The following is a 7414-nucleotide window of genomic DNA, read 5'->3' as shown; positions in this document are numbered from 1 at the left end:
ACAACCATCGAATTCCTCAACGCGCCCTCAACCACCAGACCCCCATCGAGGCCCTGAAAAAATGGCACGCCTCACACCCCAAGCTCTTCACAAAACGTGTGAATGATCTCCCGGGGCTTGACAGCTAGCCAAGCAGTCATGGTTCAAGGAGCGTGTATTCGACATTTTTTTGTGGGAGGTTGGCGGTGACGGCTAACCCGGCGCTCAACCTCGCTCCTTTCAGTCGCTAGACGCTGCGCGATAAAGCCACGCAGCGCCGGTTAGCTCTACGTTACCAATCAAGGAGGAGTATGAATTCCGAGGGAGAGTCTCAAAAGAAGGTGTACAGCACCTGCGCCTCGTGCGACAGGGACACTTGGCACGACATTCTTTGTTCCCACATGGATTCCAGTGGCGAAGAGTATCGAATCGACACTTATCACCAGATAGTCAAGTGTCGAGGCTGTCGTACGACTAGCTTTCGCAAGGTCGTTCGAGATATTGAAGCCGCGTATCCAGTGGACGACGATGAATGGCATGTTCCCGAAGACGTCTACCATTTTCCGAGCGTGCTAAAAGGACACAAGGAACTGGATGACGTATGGGATCTACCCGAGACAGTTCGAGAGATCTACACCCAGTCCGTACAAGCGACAAAGGACGGCTCAAATATCCTCGCAGGCATTGGCCTGCGCGCCACCATCGAGGCAATCTGCAATGACCGCAGCATCAGTGGAAAGACACTCGACAAACGGATAGATGGGCTTGCAAAGGCGGGGTTAATCTCGCAAACGGATGCTGAGCGATTGCATGCCATCCGGTTTCTGGGGAATGATGCAGCGCACGAGATCAAGAACGCAGATTCAAAGAATTTGCTTATCGCGCTGCGCATCATTGAGCATCTGCTCGTCAACATCTACATCTTGGACGGAGAAGCTGACGGGAAGCTGGAAACCATCATAAAAACGTCGACACAGTTCTTGTCTCTCCTGGAGAAAAAGCTGCCCACCTTCACCGCCGGAGAAGAGGTACCTCTCGCAAAAATCCTCGGCAAAGAGATGCGCCGCTTCCACGGCTACTTCGCCACACATGAGAAGTATCTTGTCGATCAAATCACGTCGGGCGCATACACAAAGCTCACGCTAGGCAAGCTAGACCTATACGCCGGTTCCAAAGACAAGCTTCAGCACTTTGTGGTGCCTTGATTGCTAACCCTTCTAGTGGGACTTCCCGGTGAGTCAAGTAGCAGCCGTAATGGTTTTCCTTCTAGAGCGGTACCTGCAACCTTGAGGGTGAGCCGATGCCCGGGCTCCATTGGCTCGGCGTGACAGTGCTGTCGCAGAAGGGTTATCGAGTTGGCCGAGCATTGGCTCTGAACTGAAGTTCGGCTTGTGCGCTAGCTTGTAGCGGAGAGAGACAGACTGCATTTGTAGTGTCGGGCTTGCTGAGGCTTGGCCTCGGCCCAGGATGCCCAGCCCGGACACAAAGCGTTCTGAGGACGGTTTGTGCCTGGCGAGGCGTTGGGCCACTGTGCCCAGCGCGCTCGGCGGGGCTCTATTCGCTGCTCGTGCAATTGGCGCGATGCCAGCACAAAAGGGTTATCGAGTTCACCTGCCGCCGGTCTGACCTGTCAGCACATCCTTGCGCGCACGCCTGTTTGTCAAAAGCTGTTGATGTGTTTCATGCTGCGGCAGCCTCTTGGCAAGCCACGGACCGCTTGGGCAAATGGTTGGGATCAAACCTATCCCCTCGTGTCATCACACACCACACGATGCGAGCGTTCTTGTTGACCAAGGCCCCGATGGCCTTTTGCCAGCCGACACGCTCTTGCGCCACACCAGCCACAGGCTGATCGGGTCCTTGCACTTGTGTGCCGAAGGCGCCTGCAACCGCACATCCCCCCACGGGTACTCACCCTATAGGTTGCCTCATGTTTGATGCAGCCATTTCTGGACAGAAACTCACATTTCATTGGAGCAGACATGAGTAAGATTTTTCACGCCCTTGGCTTCTTAGCTCTCGCTATGGGGAGCTTGGCCGCTCAAGCCACCCCGGTGGAGCAATGGCAAATCATCGAAGGCCGTGGTCTGACGGACGATGCGGTCTACCTGGGCCAGCCGCGCAAGCAGTTGCTGCAGCGTTCCAAGACCTGCAAGAAGCCAGCCACTGAGTGCACCTTCCGGATCGCGCCGAGCATTCAGGACATCACGGTGTTTTTCAACGCCAAGAACAAGGTCGAGCGCATCCGATTTGCCGCCCAGCACACCAACTTCAATTGCTCCGGCAACCCCATCGGTTTCACTTGGCCGACCTCACGGGGCGTGCATTTCTATGAGCGCTTTTTCACCGTGCAGGCCGCCTATCCCGGCAGCACCGTGCAATGCGGCAATGGCTTGTGCCTGGTAGACGCCTCAAAAGACGGCCTGCGCTTTGAAGACCGCCATCGCGCCGAAGATTGCTTTGACGACTACAACGGCACCTTTGAGATCACGCCCAAGCAGCCCTGATCGGCCCGCCGTTTCCTGAACGACAGCCCCCTGCCCCGGCGGGGTGGTAGGCTGGCGGCACAGGAGACACACCATGACGATTGCTTCATCTATGGCTGCTGCGGCAGCGCGCCCGGTGCTGGTCGCCGGGGTGGGCATGATCCCCTTTGCCAAGCCCGGCGCCCACAAGCCCTACCCCGAGATGGCCGCTGCGGCCGTGCAAGCCTGCCTGGTGGACGCGGGCTTGGGCTATGAACTGATCCAGCAGGCCTATGTGGGCTATGTCTATGGCGACTCCACCGCCGGGCAGCGCGCGCTCTATGAGGTGGGCCTGACGGGCCTGCCCATCATCAACGTCAACAACAACTGCTCCACGGGCTCCACCGCCTTGTACCTGGCCCGCCAGGCGGTGCAGAGCGGCGCGGTCGACTGTGCCCTGGCGCTAGGCTTTGAGCACATGACCCCCGGCGCTTTAGGCGCCCAGTTCACCGACCGGCCCAGCCCCTTTGAGTGGTTTGACCGCGAGACCGATGCCCTGGTGGGCCATGGCGAGATCCCGCTGGCCCTGCGCTACTTTGGTGGCGCAGGCCTGGCCCATATGCAGCAGTGGGGCACGCCGCTCACCACCTTTGCCAAGATCCGCGCCAAGGCCAGCCGCCACGCCGCCAACAACCCGCTGGCCTTGTTCCAGAAAGTGGTGACCACCGAAGAGGTGATGGCCGCGCCCATGCTCTGGCCCGGTGTGATGACGCGCCTGATGGCCTGCCCGCCTACCTGCGGTGCGGCAGCGGCCTTGGTCTGCTCCGAGGCCTTTGCCCAGAAGCACGGCCTGCGCCGCGACGTGCGCATCCGCGCCCAAGCCATGACCACCGACACCCCGGCCACGTTTGAGAGCCGCGACATGCGCGAGGTGGTGGGCTTCAGCATGGCCCGCAGCGCGGCGCAGCAGGTGTATGAAGCGGCAGGCGTGGGGCCTGAAGACGTGCAGGTGGTGGAGCTGCACGACTGCTTTGCGCAAAACGAATTGCTGACCTACGAAGCTCTGGGCCTGTGCCCGGTGGGCGGCGCCGAGAAGTTTGTGGACGACGGCGACAACACCTATGGCGGCCGTTACGTCACCAACCCTTCGGGCGGCCTGCTCTCCAAAGGCCACCCGCTGGGCGCCACGGGCTTGGCGCAATGCACCGAGCTGGTTCAGCAATTGCGCGGCCAAGCCGGTGCGCGTCAGGTCGACGGTGCGCGCTTGGCGCTACAGCACAACTTAGGGCTGGGTGGTGCTTGCGTGGTCACGCTGTACGAGCGGGTGTGAGCCACAACGGCTCGTACATCCGCGCCTAGCGGCGGTGAAACCCCACACGCTTGTCGCCTTGATAGCGATGGGGCCACCCAGGCTTCAGCTAGACTCCCGCCCCATGCGCCGAGTCCTCGCCATTCTCCTGCTGGCCCTTCTGCCGCTCCAGTTCAGCTGGGCGGCCGTGGCCTCGTATTGCGGGCACGAAGAGCAAGTTGGCGCAACACACTTCGGTCATCACGAGCACCAGCATCCCGCCGGGTCCAGCAGCAACGCCGAGCCTTTTGCGGTACCAGATGCGCCCGAAGATGCCCCCGGTGACCAGCCACTCGGTGCCACTGACCCGGATTGTGGTCACTGTCACGGCTACTGCGGCGTGATGCTCATGGTGCCGCCGGGCCTGCCCGGCACCACCTTGACAGCGCACCCCAATGCCTCTCTTGACGAAGCTGGTGGTGCGCACGCACCGACCCGGCCCGAACGCCCTCAGTGGCTGCCCCTCGCCTGATCGGCGAGGCGGGTCTCTTCCTTCTCTAAAGCCCGTTCGCGCCTGAGGCGGCGCCGCAAGCTGCGGCGCCTTTGGGCACGACGCGACCTCCTGGTCGCCGCTTGCCGATCTCCCGTGAGTTGTTTTCAACCCTGGAGCATCGGATGACATCAAGAACTCTGTTGATGACCTGGCTGCGGCACGCGGGTGCGGCAGCCACCCTGGCTGCTTGCAGCCTCTTTGTGAAGGCGCAGACCGTTTCTGTGCCGGCTGCGTCGGCAGCGCCCCCGAGTGCAGCAAATTTGGTGAGCCTGCGGCAAGTCTTCGACGCCGCCTGGGCTCGCCAGCCCGAAGCCATGGCCCTGCAGGCGCGGCGCGATGCGGCTCGCTCCGAGCAAGCCGCCGCGAAAGCCTGGACGCCGGAGCCGGCGGCCCTGGAACTCTCCCACAAGACCGACCGCCTGAACCGCCGCCAGGGGGCGCGCGAACAGGAGGTCGGTGTCACCGTGCCGCTTTGGCTGCCCGGCGAGCGAGACAGAAGCGCGGCACTTGCCGAGTCCATTGGCGCGGCCGTGGAGAGCCACGCCACCGCTGCGCAGCTGCGCACCGCCGCCATCGTGCGCGAAGCGTGGTGGCAATGGCAGCGTGCCCGCATCGACGTTGACAGCGCCAGCGAGCACCTCGACAACACCCGCCGCATTGCCGCTGACGTAGCCCGGCGCGCCCGGGCCGGCGACCTGGCCCGCGCCGACCAACACCAGGCCGACGGTGCCGTCGCAAGTGCCGAAGCCGGCATGGCCCAGGCGGAGGCCGGTCTTGCCGCAGCTCGGCAATCATTGCGTGCGCTGGCTGGCACGGTCGTCGCACCGAGCAAGGCCGCAGCGGCCTTGGCGGAGCCTGAACCAGGCGTCGCTGCAGCGAGCCTGGAAGCGCACGCGGCTCTGCAGGCTTTGAAGGATCGTGCGGCCGTCGTCGAGCGAGCCGCCATGCTGGCCTCGACACAGTCGCGCGCGAATCCCGAGCTGATGCTGGCCACCACGCGCGACCGCAGCGCCTGGGGCGAGGCGGCGCAGCAGACCCTCACGCTAGGCCTTCGCATCCCCTTCGGCGGCGGCCCGCGCTTTGAAGCCAGGATCGCCAGCGCGCGGGCCGAAGCAAGCGAAGTCCAGGCGCAACTGGCGTTAGAGCGCGAGCGCTTGATCGCGGAGCGCGAGGCCGCGATGGTCCGGGTGGACAGCTCTCGCCGTCAGCTCGCGGCGGCAGAGCGCCGCGCACAGCTCGCCCGCGAATCGCGCAGCTTCTTCGAGAAGTCCTTCCGGCTCGGCGAAACCGATCTTCCAACCCGTCTGCGTATCGAGGGTGAATCCGCCGAGGCCGACCGCCAGGCTGCACACACCCGCATCGAACTCGCGGCAGCGATCTCCGCGTGGCGTCAGGCCCTGGGCCTGCTGCCTCCCTGACGCTCTTCGCTGCAGCGCCCCACATAGAACCCTTCAGGAATCCGACCATGAACCTCACACACCCCCTGGCCGCACTGCTTGTGACGGCCACCCTCTTTGGCCCCTCCGCATGGGCGGGCGAAGGCCATGACCACAGCGAGGCGAGCAGCCCCGCAGTCGAGCAGGCGCTGCCGCGCTTCGCGGCGGTCTCCGAGACCTTTGAACTCGTCGGGGTGCTCAGCGGCCAGCAGATCACGCTCTACCTCGATCGCTTTGGCGACAACAGCCCGGTGCGCGAGGCGCAGATCGAGCTCGACATCGACGGCACCAAGTACAAGGCTGAGAAGCGCGGCGCAGACGAGTACGCGGTCATGCTGCACGAAGCCCCCGTGGAAGGTGTGCTGCCCGTCACGGCGAAGGTGACCGCAGGCGTGGAGCTTGATCTGCTGGCGGGTGAACTCGACATTCACCCTGCGAGTCATGGCGACGATGCCGTTCACACACCCGCGTGGTCAGCATACGCAGCTTGGGGCACCGGCGGCTTGGCTGCGCTGGCCTTGCTCGCCTGGAGCGGCGGTCGAGTGATGCGCCGGCGCAGCCTTCGCGCAGCGAGTGCAGCATGAAGCGCGCCCTGATCACCTCCAGCCTCCTGCTGCTCATGGCCTCGGCCGGGATGGCCCCCGCCCATGCGGGCGCAGGCCATGACCACGGTGACGCTCCCGCCGCGCCCAACGCCAATGGGCCACAGCGCCTGCCCGACGGCAGTGTCTTGCTGCCCAAACCGGCACAGCGCCAGTGGGGCGTGCGCACCCTCGCCACCGAAGCCGCCGAGCTGCCTCGGACCGTGGAACTCAGCGCCAAGGTGCTGATGGACCCGAACGCTGGGGGCAAGGTGCAGCCGCTGAACGGTGGCCGCATCGAGCCTGGGGCGCGTGGCCTGCCCAGCCCCGGGCAAGTGGTGCGCAAGGGTGAAGTGCTGGCCTTTGTCGTGCCATCGGCAGCACCCATCGAACGCTCTAATCAGGCCGCGCAGATCGCCGAGCTGCGTGCCGCCAAGAGCCTGGCCGACAAGCGCATCGCGCGGTTGCAGGAGCTGGCCGACACCGTGCCGCGCAAGGAGATCGAGGCTGCCGAGAGTGAGGCTGCCAGCCTGACGGCGCGCATCGCCGCCATCGGAGCAGGCCTGTCCGCGCGCGAGGCGCTGGTCGCGCCGGTGTCCGGGGTGATCGCTTCCGCCAATGCGGTGGCCGGCCAGGTGGTCGACGCCCGTGAACTGGTCTTCGAGATCGTGGACCCTTCGCGCCTGCACATCGAGGCACTCACCTTTGACGCTGCCATGGCTGCCAACATCGGGGCCGCGACCATGGCCGTGGGCAGCCAGCGCGTTCCGCTGACCTTCATCGGTGCCTCGCGCAGTCTGCGCGAACAGGCGCTGCCGCTGACCTTCCGCGCCCAAGGTGCTGCGCTCCATCTGCTGGCCGTCGGCCAGCCGGTGCGCGTGTTCGTGCAAACCAAGGACAAGCTCAAAGGCATCTCGGTGCCGATGGCCTCGCTGATGAAAAGCCCGGCCAACCAGACCGTCGTTTGGGTCAAGGTCGCGCCGGAGCGCTTCGAACCCCGAACCGTGACGACCGAGCCGCTGGATGGCATCCATGCCGCAGTCACCTCGGGGCTGGAATCGGGCGACCGGGTCGTGACGCAAGGCGCGACCCTCATCAACCAGGTGCGCTGA

6 protein-coding genes are annotated in these 7414 nt (G+C 64.2%); all 6 read left to right on the top strand.

The features are described from left to right. The first annotated feature begins 497 nt into the window (after positions 1 to 497). The gene (locus ACIQ3Q_RS18910) at positions 498 to 1184 is read left to right on the top strand and encodes a DUF4145 domain-containing protein (RefSeq protein ID WP_396270747.1); all 687 of its coding nucleotides are present in this window, start codon (positions 498 to 500) and stop codon (positions 1182 to 1184) included. 777 nt (positions 1185 to 1961) lie between these two features. Continuing rightward, positions 1962 to 2486 carry a hypothetical protein gene (locus ACIQ3Q_RS18905; protein ID WP_396270746.1) on the top strand — a complete coding sequence of 175 codons (525 nt, stop codon included), beginning with the start codon at positions 1962 to 1964 and terminating at the stop codon, positions 2484 to 2486. Positions 2487 to 2559: 73 nt separating this feature from the next. Then, positions 2560 to 3774, top strand: a complete 1215-nt coding sequence (locus ACIQ3Q_RS18900; protein WP_396270745.1) for a lipid-transfer protein — start codon at positions 2560 to 2562, stop codon at positions 3772 to 3774. A 633-nt stretch (positions 3775 to 4407) separates the two neighbouring features. After that, positions 4408 to 5703: a TolC family protein gene (locus ACIQ3Q_RS18895; RefSeq protein ID WP_396270744.1), complete on the top strand. Its 1296-nt coding sequence runs from the start codon at positions 4408 to 4410 to the stop codon at positions 5701 to 5703. Between the two features lie 47 nt (positions 5704 to 5750). Continuing rightward, positions 5751 to 6305: a hypothetical protein gene (locus tag ACIQ3Q_RS18890; RefSeq protein WP_396270743.1), complete on the top strand. Its 555-nt coding sequence runs from the start codon at positions 5751 to 5753 to the stop codon at positions 6303 to 6305. Then, positions 6302 to 7414: an efflux RND transporter periplasmic adaptor subunit gene (locus tag ACIQ3Q_RS18885; RefSeq protein WP_396270742.1), complete on the top strand. Its 1113-nt coding sequence runs from the start codon at positions 6302 to 6304 to the stop codon at positions 7412 to 7414. Before ACIQ3Q_RS18890 ends, ACIQ3Q_RS18885 begins: the two co-directional genes overlap by 4 nt.

It is taken from the genome of Ideonella sp. (genome assembly GCF_044358605.1).
In the GTDB taxonomy this organism is placed as follows: Bacteria; Pseudomonadota; Gammaproteobacteria; order Burkholderiales; family Burkholderiaceae_C; genus Ideonella.
The sequence above is the reverse complement of the archived record's forward strand: the minus strand, read 5'-3'. Positions and strand labels throughout refer to the sequence as shown.